General features: G+C 69.6%; 14 protein-coding genes, 1 pseudogene and 1 riboswitch. All 15 genes and pseudogenes read left to right on the forward strand.

The window, feature by feature from the left end:
- The first annotated feature begins 40 nt into the window (after positions 1-40).
- Positions 41-144: riboswitch (TPP riboswitch) on the forward strand.
- A gap of 369 nt (positions 145-513) precedes the next feature.
- Positions 514-2,274 (forward strand): phosphomethylpyrimidine synthase ThiC, encoded by a 1,761-nt coding sequence (thiC, locus tag NYE40_RS08315; RefSeq protein ID WP_339279774.1) that lies wholly within the window; start codon positions 514-516, stop codon positions 2,272-2,274.
- Positions 2,275-2,392: 118 nt separating this feature from the next.
- A complete protein-coding gene (locus tag NYE40_RS08320; protein WP_339279775.1) occupies positions 2,393-3,652 on the forward strand; it encodes a ThiF family adenylyltransferase in 1,260 nt (419 codons plus the stop codon).
- Between the two features lie 111 nt (positions 3,653-3,763).
- Entirely contained in the window at positions 3,764-4,678 is a 915-nt protein-coding gene (thiE, locus tag NYE40_RS08325; protein ID WP_339279776.1) for a thiamine phosphate synthase, read from the forward strand.
- Between the two features lie 58 nt (positions 4,679-4,736).
- Positions 4,737-5,510: pseudogene (locus NYE40_RS08330) on the forward strand (thiazole synthase); the annotation flags it as partial.
- A gap of 224 nt (positions 5,511-5,734) precedes the next feature.
- A complete protein-coding gene (gene thiO / locus NYE40_RS08335) occupies positions 5,735-7,006 on the forward strand; it encodes a glycine oxidase ThiO (RefSeq protein WP_101808848.1) in 1,272 nt (423 codons plus the stop codon).
- The gene (gene thiD / locus NYE40_RS08340) at positions 7,003-7,875 is read left to right on the forward strand and encodes a bifunctional hydroxymethylpyrimidine kinase/phosphomethylpyrimidine kinase (RefSeq protein ID WP_101808849.1); all 873 of its coding nucleotides are present in this window, start codon (positions 7,003-7,005) and stop codon (positions 7,873-7,875) included. The genes thiO and thiD overlap by 4 nt, the downstream gene beginning before the upstream one ends.
- A 147-nt stretch (positions 7,876-8,022) precedes the next feature.
- Complete coding sequence (locus NYE40_RS08345; RefSeq protein ID WP_339279777.1) at positions 8,023-8,631, forward strand: hypothetical protein; 609 nt, start codon at positions 8,023-8,025, stop codon at positions 8,629-8,631.
- A 233-nt stretch (positions 8,632-8,864) separates the two neighbouring features.
- Entirely contained in the window at positions 8,865-9,785 is a 921-nt protein-coding gene (locus tag NYE40_RS08350; protein ID WP_339279778.1) for a WIAG-tail domain, read from the forward strand.
- 458 nt (positions 9,786-10,243) lie between these two features.
- Complete coding sequence (locus NYE40_RS08355; RefSeq protein WP_240478969.1) at positions 10,244-11,176, forward strand: glycosyltransferase; 933 nt, start codon at positions 10,244-10,246, stop codon at positions 11,174-11,176.
- On the forward strand, positions 11,173-12,183 hold the full coding sequence (locus NYE40_RS08360; protein ID WP_339279779.1) for a hypothetical protein: 1,011 nt from the start codon (positions 11,173-11,175) through the stop codon (positions 12,181-12,183). Before NYE40_RS08355 ends, NYE40_RS08360 begins: the two co-directional genes overlap by 4 nt.
- Positions 12,184-12,205: 22 nt before the next feature.
- Positions 12,206-13,180, forward strand: coding sequence for a sugar phosphate nucleotidyltransferase (locus tag NYE40_RS08365; RefSeq protein WP_176587467.1), 975 nt, complete (start codon positions 12,206-12,208; stop codon positions 13,178-13,180).
- A gap of 553 nt (positions 13,181-13,733) precedes the next feature.
- Entirely contained in the window at positions 13,734-15,089 is a 1,356-nt protein-coding gene (locus tag NYE40_RS08370) for a glycosyltransferase family 2 protein (protein ID WP_101808853.1), read from the forward strand.
- Positions 15,090-15,307: 218 nt separating this feature from the next.
- Positions 15,308-15,673, forward strand: coding sequence for a hypothetical protein (locus tag NYE40_RS08375; protein ID WP_043111194.1), 366 nt, complete (start codon positions 15,308-15,310; stop codon positions 15,671-15,673).
- A 511-nt stretch (positions 15,674-16,184) separates the two neighbouring features.
- Positions 16,185-17,273, forward strand: coding sequence for a glycosyltransferase (locus NYE40_RS08380; protein ID WP_339279780.1), 1,089 nt, complete (start codon positions 16,185-16,187; stop codon positions 17,271-17,273).
- A 55-nt stretch (positions 17,274-17,328) separates the two neighbouring features.
- On the forward strand, positions 17,329-18,510 hold the full coding sequence (locus NYE40_RS08385; RefSeq protein WP_228551370.1) for a glycosyltransferase: 1,182 nt from the start codon (positions 17,329-17,331) through the stop codon (positions 18,508-18,510).
- Positions 18,511-18,527: the final 17 nt, after the last annotated feature.

The raw sequence follows: 18,527 nt of genomic DNA on the forward strand, positions 1-18,527 counted from the left end.
ACTTGACGACACCTGAAAGACAGCGTATATTCAAAACCAAGATATCCACTAGGGGCGCCCGCAAGGGCTGAGATAAAGCGAAGCTTTGGTCCCTTTGAACCTGATCTGGGTCATGCCAGCGTAGGAAAGTGGTCGAATCGCGCAACGTTTGTATCGGTCTGCGTCCATTCGCCGCTTCCTGTCCGGGAGGCGGCTTTTTTGCGCCTCGCCAAGCGGATGGGAAGGAGGCGACGACGTTCGGATAAGAAGGGGAAAGGCAAAAGAGACAAGGGCGGCACGGTCGGAAGGCTTCGCCGGCTGCCTTGCGTCGAAGGCGGGGGAATCACTCCCATCCGGACTGCCCTTGAACCCTTCTCCCGAAGCCCGCCCCAACCTGGCGGCGGGCGCAGACCTGGCCAAGCCCCTCCGTGCCGGCTCGAGGGCGAGCCGTCACGGAACGATGCGCGAGCACGGCTTTCTTTGCTCTCTAGCCTCCTAGCGGATATTCCACAACCGCGAGGAGGTTTTTTTCATATGCCCATCCTGACGAAGCCGCTGCCGGGGAGCCGCAAGGCCTACATCGACGGAAAGACGCCGGGCGTGCGCGTGCCGGTGCGCGAGATCGCGCTGACGGACAGTGACATGCGCGGACAGCAGGTGCCCAACGAGCCGGTGCGCGTGTACGACTCCAGCGGTCCGTATACGGACGAAAGCTATGTCGCGGACATCCGGCGCGGCTTGCCCGCCTTGCGAGAGCGCTGGATCGCGGAGCGAGCCGACACGGAAGCCTACGACGGCCGCGAGGTGCGTCCGGAGGACAATGGCTTTACGGATGCGGAGAAGGCGGCGGCAAAAGGCGCGGAGCGGTTCCCGCCGACCGGCCGCAAGCCGCTGCGGGCGAAGCCCGGCCGCAACGTGACGCAGCTGCATTACGCGCGGCGCGGCATCGTGACGCCGGAGATGGAGTTCATCGCCCTCCGCGAGGGCATGGAGCCGGAGTTCGTGCGCAGCGAGGTGGCCGCCGGCCGCGCGATCATCCCCGCCAACATCAACCACCCGGAGATCGAGCCGATGATCATCGGGCGGCATTTTCATGTGAAGATCAACGCCAACATCGGCAACTCCGCCGTCGCCTCCTCGATCGAGGAGGAGGTCGAGAAGATGACGTGGGCGACGCGCTGGGGCGCGGACACGATCATGGACCTGTCCACCGGCAAGAACATCCATACGACCCGCGAATGGATCGTGCGCAACTCGCCCGTCCCGGTCGGCACGGTGCCGATCTATCAGGCGCTGGAGAAGGTGAACGGCAAGGCCGAGGACCTCAGCTGGGAGGTGTTCCGCGACACGCTGATCGAGCAGGCCGAGCAGGGCGTCGACTACTTCACGATCCATGCGGGCGTGCTGCTGCGCTATGTGCCGCTGACGGCGAAGCGCGTGACGGGCATCGTCAGCCGCGGCGGCTCGATCCTGGCGGCGTGGTGCCTCGCTCATCATCGGGAGAACTTCCTGTACACGCATTTCGAGGAGATCTGCGAGATCATGAAGGCGTACGATGTCAGCTTCTCGCTCGGCGACGGCCTTCGTCCCGGCTCGATTGCCGACGCCAACGACGAGGCGCAGTTCGCGGAGCTGGACACGCTCGGCGAGCTGACGAAGATCGCCTGGAAGCATGACGTGCAGGTGATGATCGAAGGCCCCGGCCATGTGCCGATGCACCTCATCAAGGAGAATATGGACCGCCAGCTCGCGGTGTGCGACGAGGCGCCTTTTTACACGCTCGGTCCGCTGACGACGGACATCGCGCCGGGCTACGACCATATCACGAGCGCGATCGGGGCGGCGATGATCGGCTGGTTCGGGACGGCGATGCTGTGCTACGTGACGCCGAAGGAGCATCTGGGCCTGCCGAACAAGGAGGATGTGAAGGAGGGCGTCATCACCTACAAGATCGCTGCCCATGCGGCCGATCTGGCCAAGGGCCATCCACGCGCGAGGCTGCGCGACGACGCGCTGTCCAAGGCGCGCTTCGAGTTCCGCTGGCGCGACCAGTTCCATCTGTCGCTCGATCCCGAGCGGGCGATGAGCTATCACGACGAGACGCTGCCCGCCGAGGGCGCGAAGACGGCGCATTTCTGCTCGATGTGCGGACCGAAGTTCTGCAGCATGCGCATCACGCAGGACATCCGCGACTATGCGGAGCGCGAGGGGCTGGAGACAGCGGAGGCGATCGAGGCGGGCATGAAGGAGCAGGCGGACGCCTTCAAGGCGGGCGGCGGCAAGCTCTATGCTTAAGGAGAGCCCGACGGAGAGAGGGGCCATCGTCGGCGGGACCGGTCAGACGGAGGAAGGAGCGGCCTTAGGCGAGGTCGGTCGGACGGAGGGAGAGGCGGGTGCAGGCGGGGCCGGACGGATGAAGCCAGAAGCGAGAGCAGGCATGGTTGGCGGGACAGAAAAGGCCGGTCGGACGGAGCCAGGAGCGGTCGCAGGGCTGAGCGCGGAGAGGCGCGAGCGCTTCTCGCGGCAGATGCGGTTCGCGCCGATCGGCGAAAAAGGCCAGCTGGCGCTATTCCGCTCCCGCGTGCTGATCGCCGGAGTCGGCTCGCTCGGCTGCGCGCTGGCGCAGCATATGGCGCGGGCGGGCGTCGGCTCGATCGTGCTCGCCGACCGCGACTATGTCGAGTGGAGCAATCTGCAGCGGCAGATGCTGTTCGACGAGGAGGACGCGCGGCAGTGCCTGCCGAAGGCGGTCGCGGCGGCGAAAAAGCTGCGTCGCGTCGACAGCGGGCTGGCAGTGGAGGCCGTCGTCGCCGACCTGACGGCGCCGGGCGCGCTGGAGAAGGCGGCTGCCGGCTGCGATCTCGTGCTCGACGGCACGGACAACGCCGCGGTGCGGCTGCGGCTGAGCGACTGGTGCTTCGCGCATGGCGTGCCGCTGCTCTACGGCGGAGTCGCCGGAGCCTCCGGCATGAGCGCGCCGCTCGTACCCGGCGCGACCTGCTGCCTGCGCTGCCTGATCGGCGGCGAGGAGGAGCAGGAGAGCGGCGAGACATGCGATACGGTCGGCATGCTGTCGCCGGCGGTGGAGCTGGTCGCGGCGCTGCAGGCGGCGGAGGCGCTCAAGTGGCTGAGCGGCAGCCGCGGCGAGCTGCGGCGCACGCTCGCGACGGCGAGCGTCTGGCCGCTGTCGCTGCGCGAGCTGAAGCTGCCGGGGCCGACCCGGACCTGTCCGGCATGCGGCGAAGCAGGTCAGGCGCAGAGAGGCGGCAGCGGCGCGGGAGAGCTTTCGCGGAGCGGCTCGAGGAAGGCAGAAGCAGCGAGAGAAGCGCGAGGGCCGGCTGTGGAGGCGTCATCTGCACGGAGCGAGCCGCAAGCTGCGGCAACGGTCGACGCTGCGTTCAAGCCGCGGAAGACGGCTGTTCTGTCGGCCGTCCTGTGCGGGCGGGACACGGTGCAGGTGGAGCTGAGCGAGCCGCAGCCGCTGGACGTTTATCGCAGGCAGCTCGAGGCGGCGGGCTGCGCGGTCATGCGCAATCCATACCTGCTGCGGGCCGAGCTGCCGGACGAGGGGGCGCGGCTTGTTGTTTTTCCGGATGGCAGGGTGCTCGTGCAAGGAGCGGGAGATCCCGACGAGGCATTGAGAGTATGCGAGCGCTATCTGCCCGTCAGCTGAAGGCAGCGAGCGAACGAGGAGCAAAAACGGACCTGGATCGGAGCGTGGCGGAGAGAGGCCGAAAAGGCGCAGGACGCGCGCTGCCGCAGGTTCAGGAAGGGAGTCGGAAGGATGAAAAAGCTGGATTTCGGCCTTTATGTCATCACGGGGGAGAACTATCATCCCGGGCGCACGCTGGAGGAGGTGATGCGCGAGGCGCTTCATGGCGGAGCGGACATCGTGCAGCTGAGGCACAAGACGGCGAAGAAGGACGAGCTGCTGGAAAAAGCCCGGCTGCTGCGCCGGCTGACCCGCGAGTACGGCGTGCCGTTCATCGTCAACGATGATCCGGAGCTGGCGCTGGAGGCGGAGGCCGACGGCGTCCATCTCGGTCAGGAGGACGGAGGCTGGCGCGAGGCGCGGGAGCGGCTCGGCCCGGACGCGATCATCGGCATCAGCACGCACAGCCTCGAGCAGGCGCTGGCGGCGGAAGACGCAGGCGCCGACTATATCGGCGTCGGTCCGGTCTTTCCGACCGAGACGAAGCCGGGGCGTCCCGCGGTGACGCTGGAGTACGTCCGCCAAGCGTCGCGCCATGTGCGCGTCCCGTGGGTCGCGATCGGCGGCATCGGGCCGCATAACGCGCAGCAGGTGCTGGGGGCCGGAGCGACGCGCCTCTGCGCCGTGTCCGCGATCGTCGGCAGCGCGTCGCCCGCCCAGGCATGCCGCGAGCTCAAGGCGATGATCGCGGCGGCGCGGGGGAGGCGGAACGGGCAGGCTTACGAAGCGGGGCGGGAGCTGGCCGCGGCTCGGGCGGCGGGCGAGACGAATGGTTGGGCTGCCGCGGCGGTCGACATCGTGCTGAACGGCGGTCCGCATCGGACGGCGGCCGGCACGCTGGAGCGGCTCGTGGAGGAGCGCGGCCTGAGCGGCCGCCGCATCGTCGCCGAGGCGGACGGTCAGATCGTGCCGCGCGAGGAGTGGAGCCGCTGCCGGCTGCGGCGCGGCATGGCGGTCGAGCTGGTGCATTTTGTAGGAGGGGGCTGAGCGGATGCGATTCGAATCGAACGGTGCGGATGCGGCGAAGACAGGCAGCGGAAGCGGCGTGCTTGCAGGAGGCACAGGAAATGGGACGGACGTCTGGACGATCGGCGGCAAGACGCTGCGGTCGCGGTTTTTCCTCGGCACGGGCCGGTTCCCGAGCCCGGCGGTCATGCTGCAGGCGCTGCGGGCGAGCGGAGCGGAGGTGGTGACGTTCGCCGTGCGGCGGGTCAACCTCGACGAGGTGGCCGACGACTCGATCCTGCAGCATCTGGAAGAAGGCGCGCTGACGTATCTGCCCAACACTTCCGGAGCGGGCAACGCGGACGAGGCGGTGCGCATCGCGCGGCTGGCCCGCGCGGCCGGGCTCGGCAATTGGATCAAGGTGGAGATCAGCGCCGACGCGCGCACGCTGCTGCCGGACCCGATCGAGACGCTGCGCGCGACGGAGCGGCTCGCGGCGGAGGGCTTCACGGTGCTGCCGTACACGTCGGACGACCCGATCCTGTGCCGCCGGCTGGCGGAAGCCGGCGCGGCGGCGGTCATGCCGGGCGGAGCGCCGATCGGCACCGGCCTCGGCATCCTGAATCCGTATCTGCTCGGCCTCATCGCGGAGCAGTCGCCGGTGCCGGTCATCGTCGACGCCGGGCTCGGCTCCGCCAAGGACGCCGTGCTCGCGATGGAGCTCGGCGCCTCCGGCGTGCTCGCCAACACGCCGGTCGCCAAAGCCTGCGATCCGGTCGCGATGGCCGAAGCGATGGCGCTGGCGATCCGCGCGGGACGCCTCGCCCGGCTGGCCGGCCGGATTCCGGAGCTGCCGTACGCTTCGGCGAGCAGCGCCGAGGCGGGCAAGCTGTTCACGTTCCGGGACGGAACGGACGCGGGCCAGGCGGCGGCCGCTGCGGGGACGGCCGGGGCAAGCCGCGCCGGGGCCGACGGCGGCGACGCCGCTGCGGCTCCGGCTCCGGCTGAGCTCTCGACAGAAGCCGCTGCGATCCCGTTGGGAATGGCGGGCGGGACAAGCATAGCCAGCGCCCGTTCCGCGACGAAGGAGGCCGGCCGATGAAGGAGCGCGTGCTCATCCTCGGCGGCGGCATCATCGGGCTCGCCTGCGCGTTCGAGGCGGCGAGCGACGGCTCGCGCGAGGTGACGGTCGTGGAGCGCGGCGGCTTCGGCGGGCAGGCGACAGGCGCGGCGGCGGGCATGCTGGCTCCGTTCTCCGAGAACGTCGAGCAGCCGGATGCGTTTTTCGAGCTGTGCCTGGACAGCCTGCGCCGCTACCCGGAGTGGGTGGAGCGCATCGAGGAGCGGAGCGGGATGGAAGCGGGGCTGCGCCGCACGGGCAGCCTCGGGGTGGCGCTGCATGAAGCGGATCTGCTGCCGCTGCAGTCGCGGCTGCGTTGGCAGCGCGCCGCCGGCAGCGGAGCGGAGCTGCTGACGGCGGCGCAAGCGGCGCGGCTGGAGCCGCGGCTCGCCGCCTGCGCGGGAGGCATCTATACGCCGGCGGAGGCGCATGTGGACGCGCCGCAGCTCGCCGCGGCGCTGGAGCAGGCGTGCCGCAGCGTCGGCGTCCGGCTCAGAGCCGGCCAGGGCGGGCTGGCCTCGCTGGAGCTGCGGCCCGGCGACGCCCCGGAATGTCCGGTCGCCTTGACGACGGAGCGCGGCGAACGCTTCGAGGGTGATCGGCTCGTGCTGTGCGCCGGCGCCTGGAGCGGGGAGTTCGAGCGGCTGTTCGGCCTGCCGGAGACGATCCACCCGATCCGCGGCCAGATCTGCGCGTACGGCGTGCCGGACGGCGAGGTGCGCCATATGGTGTTCACGAGCCAGGCCTACTGGGTCGGCAAGTCGGGCGGCAGGCTCGTCTGCGGCGCGTCGGAGGACGTGGCCGGCTTCTGCACGGACGTCACGGATCGAGGCATCGGCCGGCTGGAGCGCTGGAGCGCCCGGGCTTTTCCGATGCTGGCGGGCATGCGGCCGAGCCTGCGCTGGGCCGGGCTGCGGCCCGCGACCCGCGACGGCCGTCCGCTCATCGGCCGGCTGAGCGGCTATCCGCAGGTGCTGTTCGCGGCGGGGCATTACCGCAACGGCATCCTGCTCGCGCCGGCGACGGCCGCCGCCGTGCTCGGCTTGCTGGAGGGAGACGAGCTTGCGGCGAGCGCGGCGTTCCATCCGGAGCGCTTCCGGCGCGGATTTTCGGCGCACCCGTCCGGAGCCTTCGCTCCGAGCGCCGGCGCGGGGACGTCTGCGCCGAGCCGGGCGGAAGCGGCAGGGCGCGGGGACGACGCGGGCAGGACGGCCGCCGCCCCCGGCGGGCCAAGGAGGGGACGCGCATGAGGCGATTCAAGAAAACGCTGACGATCGCAGGCTCCGACTCCGGCGGCGGGGCGGGCATCCAGGCGGATCTGAAGACGTTCCAGGAGCTCGGAACGTTCGGCATGAGCGTGCTGACGGCGGCGACGGCGCAAAACTCGGTCGGCGTGCAGGGCGTCTACCCGCTCCCGGCGGAGGCGGTCGCGCGGCAGCTCGACTCGGTGCTGGACGACATCGGAGCGGATGCGGTGAAGACGGGCATGCTGTTCTCCGCCGACATCATCGGCATCGTCGCCGGCAAGCTGGAGCGCTGCGGGGCGGGACCGATCGTCGTCGATCCGGTCATGATCTCGAAGCACGGCTCGCGCCTGCTGGAGGAAAAGGCGGCCGAGGCGCTGCGGACCCGGCTGCTGCCGCTGGCGGAGGTCATAACGCCCAATCTGCCGGAAGCGTGCGCGCTGCTCGGCTGGGACGAGAGCGAGCTCGCGACCGAGGCCGCGATGGAAGCGGCCGCACGGGAGCTGCTGCGCTTCGGCAGCCGCCATGTGCTGCTGAAAGGCGGGCATCTGCCCGGCAGCGCGGAGGCGGTCGACCTGCTGCTGTCCGCCGATCGGCCGGACCGGCCGGAGCGGTTCGCCGCCGCGCGCGTGCCGACGCCTCACACGCATGGCACCGGCTGCACGACCGCCTCGGCGATCGCGGCGCTGCTGGCGCTCGGCCATGAGCTGCCGGAGGCGGCGCGCCGCGCCAAGGCGTTCACGCTGAAGGCGATCCAGGCGGCAGGGCCGACCGGAGCCGGCACGGGCTCGCTCTGGCATGCCGCCTGGCGGTCGGAGCCGCTGGCGGAGGCGGGCGCTGCCGGGTCGGCGGGGCGTTCGCTGCCGCGGGCATAAGCAGGATTTTTTCGGACGCGGTCGCGGACGGGAGCGATCTCAATCGGCGGGCGGAGCGGAAGCGTGTCCAGATCGGGGAACCTTTTCCAGTCCGCTGCGTCTAATCGAGCATCACGGCCACAGGCCGGTCGGGGAGGTCGCATACGGATGCGAAGCGAGCGCAAAGCGCCGAGGAAGAGGAAAAAGGGAGTGCGGCTCGTCGCGCTGGCCGCTGTCGCCGCTGCCGCAGGAGCCTGGCTCTACGGGTACGGCATCATGCCGATCTGGCAAGGCGGGATGGCCGCGATCGCAAGCGACAAGGAGCGCTACTCGCTCGACATCTCGACGCTGCCCGGCGAATATTCCATGGAGCTCGATCTGACGGATCTGTCCGCCAACGTCGGCCGCGACCTGTACCGCCACGGCGACCAGCGGATCTGGCTGTCGCATCTGGAGCCGAACAGCGGCCTCCTGATGGCCTGCTTCCGCTCGGACGGCACGATCTCTTGGAGCGGAGCGACGCTGGCGAGCGGCCTCCGCCATGCTCGAAGCGACAGCGGCTTCGGGGATACGCTGGAGGCGAGGATGGACGTTCAAGCCGCGGGAAGCGCCTACGAGGCTTCCGGTACCGGCATGTCGGGCATCAATTATCGCAAGGGCGACATGTTCTGCTATTTTCCTTTTCCCGACAAGGCGGCGGAGGAGGCGGCGAAAGAAGAGGGCAAGGCGCTGCTGGTCGTGGAAGGGCTGCAGCTGCATCGCTGGACGCGCCGGTAGAAGGCGATGCGGCGGGGAGGGCTTGAGCGGTCGCGGCCACTCGGACGGATCGGAAGGGATAAGATGGAGAGCGGTCAGGAGGATGCGGCTCGGCCTAGGGCCGGGAGCATCCTTTTTGCGCATTCCTTATTGCGCATGCCGCGGCAGCAAGCCGCAGTCATCCCCCGGCAGGGCAGGCGCATAGAGTATAAGAGCAGAAGAATGGCCAACGGTGCCGATGAAGGAGCATGGACATGAAAACGAATGGGAAACCGGGCAAGGCGAGCCGGCCTTTCGTGCCGGGCGGCGCGCCCTCAGCCAAAGGAAAGGCCGCGACGGACAGCCGTCCGCGGCCGAGACGAGTCTCGCGTCCGATGTATCAGGTCGATCATCCGGACTATTCCGAATTGGAAGGATTGGGAGAATCGCCGTCCGTCGACAGCCCGCATCAGGACACGGACGGACGCAGGCCGGGAGGCATCCGCCGGGTCAAGCTGCACGGCTTCGCCGCTGTGGCGAGTCCGTTGGAGGGAGGGCTCGAGGCGGAGGAGCTTGGCGCTCGCGAAGACGAAAGCGAAGGTGAAGGCGAAGGCGAGCCGCAGCGCCGGAGTCGGGCGGCTTTCGAAAGAGCGGGCGAGGGGGACGGGGAGCTCGCTCGCCCGTCCGCAGAGAGCGAGCCGGACTTCCACGCGTCCAGCCGGTCGGCGGCGGAATGGGCGCGGCTGGAGGAGGTCCGCTTCAGCCCGGCGCTGAAGATCCGCACCTCGCCGACGGTGCGGCTGCTGCCGCAGGCCATGCCCGGCGGCGGGACGCCGGAAGCGGGAGCGGATGTCCGCTCCGCGCCGCCTGCGGCAGCCGCCGCGCAAGGCGGGCCCGGAGTTTCGCAGGCGGGCGCGGAGCTTGCGGAAGGTCCGGTTGCGGACGGCAGCGAGCTGCAGTTCGGCACGGTCGCCTTCGACTTCAAGGAACGCAGCCGCCTCGACCTTATCCTGCCGCTGCAGCAGCCGTTCCGGGACACGGGCTACTCTCTCGCCTGCTCGCTCGACGTGCCGTTCTGCCATGCCGTCGTGCGCGCGAAGCTGGGCGCGGAGGCGGTCGTGACGCTCATCCGCACGCAGGAGGAAGGCAACTCGCGCGGCCGGCTGGACTGGATCGCCGCCGGCCGCAGGGAGTAAGGCCCGAAAGCGCGCACCCCGCCGGGCAGGGCCGAGCCGAGCTGCGGCGGGAACGCGGCTTCGTTCAGGCGCAAGTGCAGGATGAACCGAAAGAAGGACAGCTCCATCGTCATGACGGCGATGGAGCTGTCCTTTTTCCTATGCGCGCACGCAGAAGCAAGCCGAATCGCCAGCTGCCGGCCCCATGCGGCGCGCGTCCCGGCAAGGCAGCTGTCCAACCTGTACAAATGCCGTTTCCCCTGGCCGGCGACTCTCATAAGCTGGCTATTAGAGAGGTGAGAAAAGTGAGAGAGTCGCAGCCGAGCCGCCAGGGCGAAAAGCCATCCGAGGCAAAAGCGGCGCCGCGCAAAAAGCGCCGCGCGCCGGGCGCGAGCGTCTCCGGCGTTCGGAGAGGAGCCCGCGCGAAGCCTGCGGGGCCGAGGGCCGGCAAAGGCGCAGCGCCCGATCGAATTGCGAGAATGGACGAAAGTCCGGCCCATCCGCGGACCGAATCCGACGAGAGGCTGGGCGGCGCGAGAGAAGCGGACGAGGCAATGCCGTCCGAATCGAGGGCCGGAAACCGCCGGCAGGCCGAGGCCGATCCGCCGCCGCGATGGCGGCCATCCGGCGAGGACGCTCCGTCTCCGCTTCTGCCGCCGGGTCCGCTGGAGGAGGATGCGGCTCCTGCCGTATCGGTCATCATCCCGGTCATGAACGAACGCCGGACGATCGCCGCGGTGCTTGCCCAAGCGAAGCGGGTCCATCCGCGCACGGAGCTGATCGTCGTCTCCAACGGCACGAGGGACGGCTCCGACCGGATCGCGGCCCGCATGGGAGCGAAGGTGCTGCGCTGCGCCCGCGCGCTCGGACATGACGTAGGGCGCAGCGTAGGAGCTCGCGCCGCCCGAGGAGAGGCGCTGCTTTTCCTCGACGGGGATATCGTGCTGCCCGCCGCCAAGCTGCGTCCGTTCGTGCAGGCGGTACTGAGCGGAGGAGCCGATGTGGCGCTGAACGACTATTCGGGACCGACCGGCCGCAGCCGCGTCCATCCGGTCGTGCTCGCCAAGCATGCGCTGAACTCGATGGCAGGACGGAGCGACCTGCGGGGGACGTCCCTCACCGCGGTCCCTCATGCGATGTCCCGCGCGGCTGCGGAGCGCATCGGCGTGGAGGCGCTGGCGGTGCCGCCGCTGGCTCAGGTCAAGGCGCTGGCCGCAGGACTCGCCGTCCGGCGGATCGTGCATGTCGACGTCGGCCGCCGCAACCGCAGCCGGTTGAAGCGCGAGCGCACGAATCCGCTGCATCGCCTCATCACGGGCGATCATCTGGAGGCGGCGGCATGGCTGGCCGAGGCGCAGGCCAAGGCGCTGGAGTCCGGTTCCGAGACGAGGGAAGGGAGCGGCTTGTCATGACGAAAAAGCAAGCTTCTGCCGGAAGGCGCGGTCCTGCCGGCCGATCCGTCCGGCGGCACGCGCGGCGCAGTCCGCGCTCCAAGCGAGCGCCGGCCTCGGGCAGCCGCCGGCATCGCTCCCTGGCCGCTGCCCGGAGGGAGGCAGCCCGTCGAGGCGGGGCGGCCCGATCGCGGTCCGCCCGCGCTGCCCGGCTGCAGCCGGCGGCCGCCGGCCACGGCTGGAGCTTCCCGCCGGAAGCGGCCGCGGTGCTCTGCTCCGCCCGCGCGGAGTCGCTGGAGGCGGCTGCGGCCTGGATGGAGAAGCTGGGCTGCCGCAAGCTCGTGCTCGTGCGCTGCGGACCCGGCTCCGCCGAGCCGGAAGCGCCAGCCGGCGCTGCCGAGCTCGCCGCAGAGGCGTCCGCTGCCGACGATGCCGGGCCGGAGGCGGCGCAGCGCATCCGGCTGCGGCATCCGCATGGCGGCGCGGCCGCCTGGGCCGCCGGCGCGGCAGCCGCGCGGCAGCTGCAGCCGCGGGCCTTGCTCGTCGCGGACGCCGATGAGGCGCTGCAGCCGGCGAGCCGCATGATGCTGCAGGCCGTCCTGCGCGCCGCGCCGGAGCGGCCGGCGGCGGCGCTCGCGGAGGATGGCGGCTGCAGGCGGCCTTTCTCGAAGTGGAGCCCGCAGACGCGGCTCAACGCCTTTTTGCACTGGTCGCTCGGAGGCGAGCGGCGGACGGCGATGTCGCTGGAGCGGACGCCGTTCGCGCTCAACGGCGCGGCGCTCCGCCGCCTCGAAGACGGGGCGCTGCTGGCGCAGCCGCCGCGCGCGCTGGCCGCGCTGCTGGCCGGCGGCGGATCGGCGCTGCCCGTCCGCGTCCGTCCGAGCCGGGTGGCGTCCGAGCCGATCCGTCCGCTCGCTTATGCCGACGCGATCCGTTTGGCCGGAGCGCCGCCCCGCTTCCGCTATCCCGACCATAGCCGCGACCGCGCTGCGGCCGCCGGGCATGGAGAGGCCGGCATGAACCCGTAATCCACGAAGGAGTGAAGCTGAAGTGAAAGCCATTTTGCTGGCCGGTGGGACCGGTACCCGTCTCCGTCCGCTGACCGGGCTGATGAACAAGCATATGCTGCCCGTCTACCAATATCCGATGATCCACTACGCGATCCACACGCTGGCAGAGGCGGGCGCGGACGAAATCCTGCTCGTCACGGGACGGCAGTCCGCGGGACTGTTCATCGACTATCTCGGCAGCGGCGAAGCGTTCGGAGCGCGCCTCACCTACCTGATCCAGGAGCAGGCCGGCGGCATTGCCCAAGCGCTTGATTTGGCGAAGCCTTTCATCGCTCCTCAGGAGAAGTTCCTCATGCTGCTCGGCGACAATCTGGTGGAGGACTCGCTGAAGCCTTACGTCGAAGCCTACCGCGGCCAGGAGCCGGGCACGGCGATGGTGCTGCTCAAGGAGGTGCCGGACCCGCATCGGTACGGCGTGCCGGTGTTCGACAGCGAGGGAGGCATCGCCGCGATCGAGGAAAAGCCGGCCAACCCGGCGACGAGCTACAGCGTCACCGGCATCTACCTGTACGACGGCAGCGTCTTCGACATCGTCGCCGTCACGCAGCCTTCGGGACGCGGCGAGCTGGAGATCACCGACGTCAACAACGCCTACGCCAGGCAAGGCAAGCTTCGCTACGAGGTGCTGCCGGGCTGGTGGACCGATGCGGGCACGTTCGACTCGCTGCACGAGGCGGCGGGCTGGATGAAGGACCGCATGGCCGCTGCCGGGGCGGGCCGGGCTGCAGGCGGAGCGGATGCGGCAGGCGGGTCGGCCGGGACAGACGAGGCAGGCGCGGCGGATGAGTCGGGCGAGGCAGCTGAGCCGGGCGAGGCGGATGAGGCAGGCGCTGGGAAAAGCGTCCCGGTCGAAGCCGTCCCGCCGGATGACGCGCCAACTCCCGCAGCGACGGAAGAATCGGCTGCGGCGATGGATGCTTCGCCCGCAGACGACGATTCCGCTTCGCAGGGCTGACCGCAAGCGCCCGAGGCGCGAAACGGAAGCTGCAGCCCGAAGAAATCGGGTTGCAGGCGCCGCGTGGCGCGAAACGGAAGCTGCAGCCCGAAGAAATCGGGTTGCAGGCGCCGCGTGGCGCGAAACGGAAGCTGCAGCCCGAAGAAATCGGGTAGCAGCTGCCGCGTAGCGGGAAACGGAGGCTGCATCCCGAAAAAATCGGGTTGCAGGCGCCGCGGAGCGCGAAACAGAAGCTGCAGCCCGATAAAATCGGGTTGCAGGCGCCGCGTAGCGGGAAACAGAAGCTGCAGCCCGAAAAAATCGGGTTGCAGGCGCCGCGTGGCGCGAAGCAGAAGCTGCAGCCCGAAAAAATCGGGTTGCAGGCGCCGCGGAGCGCGAAACGGAAGCTGCAGCCCGAAGAAATCGGGTTGCAGGCGCCGCGCAGCGCAGAACAGAAGCTGCAGCCCGAAAAAATCGGGTTGCAGGCGCCGCGCAGCGCCTTCGCAGGCGTGATCTTGACTCGAATAAATCGAGTCAAGGCCGCTCATTTCCGCACACAGAGGAGGAAGCCGACATGGCAAAGGCAGGCCGCCGCGCGGCTGTCCCCGAAAACGAAAAGCTCCATGCGCAGGGACGCGAGGAAGGCTACCGCCAAGGGCTGGAGGCCGGACGCCAGGCGTTCGGCGTGCCGTGGCCCGGCACGAGCATCATCATCCCGACCTTTGACAAGCGCGGCTATCTGGAGCAATGCCTGGACAGCATCCTCGCCCACACGCCGGAGCCGTACGAGATCATCGTCGTCGACAACGGCTCCTCCGACGGGACGGCGGAGATGCTGGCGAGCCGCGGCGCGGCGCTCGGCTTCGGCCGCCTGCGCTGGCGGCTCATGGGCCGCAACGCCGGCTTCGCCGCGGCGGTCAATCGCGGGCTCATGATGGCGCGCGGAGAGAAGCTGCTGCTGCTCAACAACGATACGCTCGTCACGCCGCGCTGGCTCGACAATCTGACGGCTTGCCTGGACGGCATCCCGAATGCCGGCATCGTCGGCCCGGTGACGAACTTCATCAGCGGCGAGCAGCGGATCGACGCGCCGTACCGGACGATTCCGGCGATGCGGGCCTGGGCCGCCTCGTTCAACGAGCCGGACCCCGGCCGCTGGCGGGAGACGGAGCGGCTGACTGGCTTCTGCATGCTGATGAGGCGCGGCCTGCTGGAGGAGATCGGCTACTTTGACGAAGGCTACGAGGTCGGCAACTACGAGGACGACGACTTCAGCCTTCGCGCCCGCCTGGCCGGCTATCGACTCGCGATCGCGGGGGACGCTTTCATCCATCATTACGGCAACGTCAGCATCCGGTCGATCGGCCGGAGGATGGAGGCGATCACGCTGCGCAACCGACGGTATTTCCTGGCGAAATGGGAGGGAGCCGGCTCCCTGCCCCCCGCGATCCGGCCGGAGGAGCGATCCGCTTCGGCGGGCGAGCTCGAGCTCTATCCCGGCGGCATCGCCGCCGAAGGCGCGGACGGCACGGTCTGGTGGGTCGAGAGCGGCCGCCGCTGGCGGATTGACGGCGCGTGGACGCTGCCGTCGAAGAGAATCGCAATGCCGCTGCTGCGCCGCTTGGGCGTAGCAGCGGAGCCGGTGCCGGCCGAGCTGGCCGCCGTCCGCTGGCACGGGCTGCCGGACGCGCCGCCGCTGCCGGACGCGCCGGACGGCGGCGCGAAGCCGCCGGAGGCCGTGCTGCTGCCGGACGGAAGCGTCGGCCTCGTCGAGGAAGGGCGGCTGCGCCGGCCGCTGAACCCGCTGGCCGCGTCCAGCTGGTCGCTGGAGCGGAGGCCGGTCCGCCGGCGGCTGTCGCCGGCGGAAGCGGACGCCATCCCCGCCGGCCCGGCCATTGCGGCCGCTCCGCAGCTGCATCAGCGGCTCTAGCCCGCAAGCTTTCGCAGGACGAAAGCGATTGGCGGCTCTAGCCGCAAGCTTTCGCAAAATGAAAGCAATTGGCGGCTCTAGCCGCAAGCTTTCTCGGTACGAAAGCAATCGTGGTAAAAACGGCACTGAGAAGCGCCGGAGCGGATCATGGTTAGAGTTTAAGCCTACTACCAGCAAGCTTTTCCCCATTACGGACCGAATCAAGGAGGAATGCTCTCATGGCAATACTGCTGCTTGCGGCATCCAAGCCGGCTACGCGGCGCATGAAGCCGAAGACCGCTGCCGGAGCCAAAAAGACGACGACCCGCACAGGAGGCAAGCGCAAGAAGGCGTCCGGTACGATCCGCCGCAAAGCGAAGTCCGCTGCAGGCGGAAAAGGAGCGCGGCCACGGAGGCGCGCCGCAGCCGCGAGGCCGCGGCGAATCCGCCGGATCCGCCGCGCGCCGCTGCAGGCCGTGCCTCAGATGGCAGGCAGCCCGAGCTATGTGGCCGGCTTCCAGCAGACCTACAACGAAGGGTACCAGCTCGGCTTCGGCCAAGGCTACGAGGAAGGGCTGCAGCTGGCGTACGAGACGCAGCCCTAGCGGCAGCATCGGCGTCCGGGAGAAGGCCCGCGCCACCGGGCGCGGAGACCGCGCGGCTACTTGGCCGCACTCGCCGCCACCAGGCGTCGAGACCGCGCGGCCGCCTGGCCGCACTCGCGCCACGGGGGCGCCGAGACTGCGCGGCTACTTGGCCGCACCCACGCCACCGGGCGCCGAGCCCGCGCGGCCGCCTGGCTGCACTCGCACCACCGGGCGCGGAGACCGCGCGGCCGCCTGGCTGCACTCGCGCCACCGTGCGCCGAGCCCGCGCGGCCGCCTGGCTGCACTCGCACCACCGGGCGCGGAGACCGCGCGGCCGCCTGGCTGCACTCGCGCCACCGTGCGCCGAGCACGCGCGGCCGCCTGGGCCGCACTCGGGCCACGGGCACTAAGCCCGCGCGGCCGCTCGGCGGCGTGGATATCCGCCGCTTTTGGCGGACGGCGGACAAGAGGCCAAGAGGGCGCCGCGCCGCCGGAATACAGTAAGACAAGGAGAAGGGAGGCAGATGGCATGGCATCACAGGAGCAGCTGCTGGCGGCGGGAAGGGCGGCGGGCCGCATCGCCGGAGAGGCGCACGGCCGCCGGGACGGAGCTTGCCGGAGCGCCGCGCAGACGGTCGCTCCCGCCGCGTACCCGCAGCGTCCGCTGACCGTCCTTTTCGTGCCGCAGGGCTTCCCGGCCATCGACGAAGGGGTGGCGGACGCGCTCCGGCAGCACGCCAGCACGGTCCATGTCGGCCATCCGTCGACGATGCTCGCGCAGGCCGCCGAGCTGAGGCCGCAGCTGGTGCTCGTCATGAACGGGCTGCATGTGTTCCCGCCGGACCATGCCGAGCAGATCGCGGCGATCCGCGCGCTCGGCATCCGCACGGCGATCTGGTTCGCCGACGATCCGTACTTCACCCGCGAGACGGCGCGGCTCGCGCCGCTTTACGACGCCGTCTTCACGCATGAGCTCGAGGCGGTTCCGTTCTATCGGGCGAGCGGAGCGAACGCGCATTACTTGCCGCTCGGCGCGAATCCGGCGGTGTTCCACGCGAAGCCGGTCGGCCAGGAGTATCGCAGCGACGTCTTTTTCGTCGGCACGGGCTTCTGGAACCGGATCCGCCTGCTCGACGAGGTGCTGCCCGCGCTGGAAGGCCGCAAGGTCGTCCTCGCCGGCGGCGAGTGGGAGCGGCTCGACCGCTACGCCCGCTACAAGCCGTTCATCCGGCCCGGCTTCATGCCGATCGAGGAGACGGTGAAATTCTACAACGGGGCGAAAATCGTCCTCAACATCCACCGCACGACCGAGCCGGGCTCCGACAACCACAACGATGCCGGACTCCGGGGAGCGTCGATCAATCCGCGGACGTACGAGATTTCGGCTTGCGGCACGCTGCAGCTGACCGACATCCGCGACGATCTGCGCCGGTACTACGAGCCGGGCCGGGAGCTGGACGTGTTCACCACGCCGGCGGAGCTGACCGCCAAGATCCTCCACTACCTCGACCATGAGGACGAGAGGCGGCGGATCGCCGTGCGCGGCATGCTGCGCACGATGCGGGACCATGCCTTCGCCGGCAGGCTGGGCATGCTGCTCGACCGGGCCGGATGCTGAAGCGCAAGCAGCCGCAGGCGACCGCCGGGCTGGCTATGAAGAAGGAGGAAGCATAGTGGCAGTAAAATCCATGCGCGGCAAGCGCATCCGTCCAAGCCGCCAAAAGCGTCAGGCAGCCGCTTCCGTCAGGAGAAGCGCGCCCCCGCTGCTGGACGCCGAAGTCCAGCGCGGACGCGAAGCGGGCTTCGCCGCAGGAATGGAGCATGGGCTGTGGTACGGCAAATGCGAGGCTGGCTTGAGCCGCCTGCAGTACGCGCCGCCGGTCTTTCCGATCCACGTCCTGTTCGTCGCGACGGCGAAGGGCTATCCCTACTCGCCGCTCGACTCGGCGATCGCCGACACGCTTCGCTCGATGACCGCGAGGGTGAGCATCACCGACACGCAGCAGCCGGTCGTGCAGCTGGCCAAGGAGCTGCGGCCCGACGCGGTCATCGTGCTCGACGGCCTGCAATATCCGACCGAGCAGGTGGACGCGATCCGCGCGCTCGGCATCCGCACCGCCGTCTGGTTCACGGATGATCCGTACTATTCCGACATTACCCGCAAGCTCGCCCCGCATTACGACTTCGTGTTCACGCTCGAGAGCAACACGGTCGAATTCTACCGGCAGCTCGGCTGCCCGAACGTCACCTACCTGCCGCTCGGCGTCAATCCGGCCGAGTTCCGTCCCCGCAATCCGGACCTGTCGCTGCGCCGCGAGATCAGCTTCGTCGGCTCGGCCTACCACAAGCGCGTCGATTTCTTCAACCAGATTACGCCCTACCTCGCCACCCGCGACATCGCCATCTCCGGCCTCTGGTGGGAGCGGCTCCGGGACTTCCGGCTGCTCCAGTCCAAGATCCGCGCCGGCCACTGGATGGACCCGATGGAGACGGCCGCCACGTACAACGGAGCGAAAATCGTCATCAACATGCACCGCGCCCATGACGACGAGACGTTCAACAGCAACAGCGCGCAGCTGACGGCCATATCGCCGAATCCGCGCACGTTCGAAATCTCGGCCTGCGGCACGCTGCAGCTGACGGATGTGCGGGACGACCTCGCCCGCTTCTACGAGCCGGGCGTGGAGATCGCGACGTATGCCTCGCCGCAGGAGCTGGTCGAGAAGATCGACTACTACCTGAACCACGAGGAGGAGCGGCAGGCGATCGCGTTCCGCGGCATGTGCCGGACGATGAAAGAGCACACCTACGCCCACCGGCTGACGACGATGCTTTCCGTCATGTTTCCGTCATGACGGCGCTTCCGGCCCGC

Source organism: Paenibacillus sp. FSL W8-1187 (assembly GCF_037965485.1).
Classification (GTDB): Bacteria; Bacillota; Bacilli; order Paenibacillales; family Paenibacillaceae; genus Paenibacillus_O; species Paenibacillus_O pasadenensis.

Excerpts from the sequence above, each read along its gene's own strand:
- thiC (WP_339279774.1), top strand. The coding sequence starts at position 514 with ATGCCCATCCTGACGAAGCCGCTGCCGGGGAGCCGCAAGGCCTACATC.
- NYE40_RS08320 (WP_339279775.1), top strand. The coding sequence starts at position 2,393 with ATGAAGCCAGAAGCGAGAGCAGGCATGGTTGGCGGGACAGAAAAGGCC.
- thiE (WP_339279776.1), top strand. The coding sequence starts at position 3,764 with ATGAAAAAGCTGGATTTCGGCCTTTATGTCATCACGGGGGAGAACTAT.
- thiO (WP_101808848.1), top strand. The coding sequence starts at position 5,735 with ATGAAGGAGCGCGTGCTCATCCTCGGCGGCGGCATCATCGGGCTCGCC.
- thiD (WP_101808849.1), top strand. The coding sequence starts at position 7,003 with ATGAGGCGATTCAAGAAAACGCTGACGATCGCAGGCTCCGACTCCGGC.
- NYE40_RS08345 (WP_339279777.1), top strand. The coding sequence starts at position 8,023 with ATGCGAAGCGAGCGCAAAGCGCCGAGGAAGAGGAAAAAGGGAGTGCGG.
- NYE40_RS08350 (WP_339279778.1), top strand. The coding sequence starts at position 8,865 with ATGAAAACGAATGGGAAACCGGGCAAGGCGAGCCGGCCTTTCGTGCCG.
- NYE40_RS08355 (WP_240478969.1), top strand. The coding sequence starts at position 10,244 with ATGGACGAAAGTCCGGCCCATCCGCGGACCGAATCCGACGAGAGGCTG.
- NYE40_RS08360 (WP_339279779.1), top strand. The coding sequence starts at position 11,173 with ATGACGAAAAAGCAAGCTTCTGCCGGAAGGCGCGGTCCTGCCGGCCGA.
- NYE40_RS08370 (WP_101808853.1), top strand. The coding sequence starts at position 13,734 with ATGGCAAAGGCAGGCCGCCGCGCGGCTGTCCCCGAAAACGAAAAGCTC.
- NYE40_RS08375 (WP_043111194.1), top strand. The coding sequence starts at position 15,308 with ATGGCAATACTGCTGCTTGCGGCATCCAAGCCGGCTACGCGGCGCATG.
- NYE40_RS08380 (WP_339279780.1), top strand. The coding sequence starts at position 16,185 with ATGGCATCACAGGAGCAGCTGCTGGCGGCGGGAAGGGCGGCGGGCCGC.